We start from the raw sequence: 493 nt of genomic DNA, 5'->3' as shown, positions 1-493 counted from the left end.
TCCGGTGATCGTCGACCTGAACTGTCCGGGCTGCGGGCACGCCTGCCGAGTCCGTGACCATGTCGAACGTCGACTCACGGACCTGCCCATCGCCGGACACCCAAGCCTCCTGCACGTCCGTGTGCCCCGACTGTTCTGCACCAGTGACGACTGCGAGGTCACCATCTTCCGGGCATCGATCCCGCAGGCAGCCGACGATCGTCAGACGGTGACCCACCGGGTCACCCGCTGGATCCTGCAGCGCATGGCGTGCGACGGCATGAGCGTGAAGGCCTGCGCACGTGGGCTGGGCATCGGCTGGGACAAGACCAACCAGCTGGCCCTGACAGCCTGCCGGCACCTGTCCTACCAGGATCCGTCCCGGTTGGATCGGGTCCGGGTCCTCGGCGTCGACGAGCATAAGTGGAAGCATGTCCGGGGCGACGGGTCCCCCGGGTTCGTCACCGTCATCGTGGACCTGACCCCACTGGTCGACGGCGTCGGATCGGCCCGA

At 67.5% G+C, this 493-nt stretch carries 1 protein-coding gene; it reads left to right on the top strand.

The genetic code is table 11. From position 1 onward, the window contains the following. Window positions 1-4 precede the first annotated feature (4 nt). Window positions 5-493, top strand: a 489-nt coding sequence (locus tag ACTXPP_RS14195) for a transposase family protein (protein WP_443342774.1), incomplete at its 3' end; no start/stop codon positions are given.

It is taken from the genome of Candidatus Corynebacterium faecigallinarum (assembly GCF_052264515.1).
Classification (GTDB): Bacteria; Actinomycetota; Actinomycetes; order Mycobacteriales; family Mycobacteriaceae; genus Corynebacterium; species Corynebacterium faecigallinarum.
The sequence above is the reverse complement of the archived record's forward strand: the minus strand, read 5'-3'. Positions and strand labels throughout refer to the sequence as shown.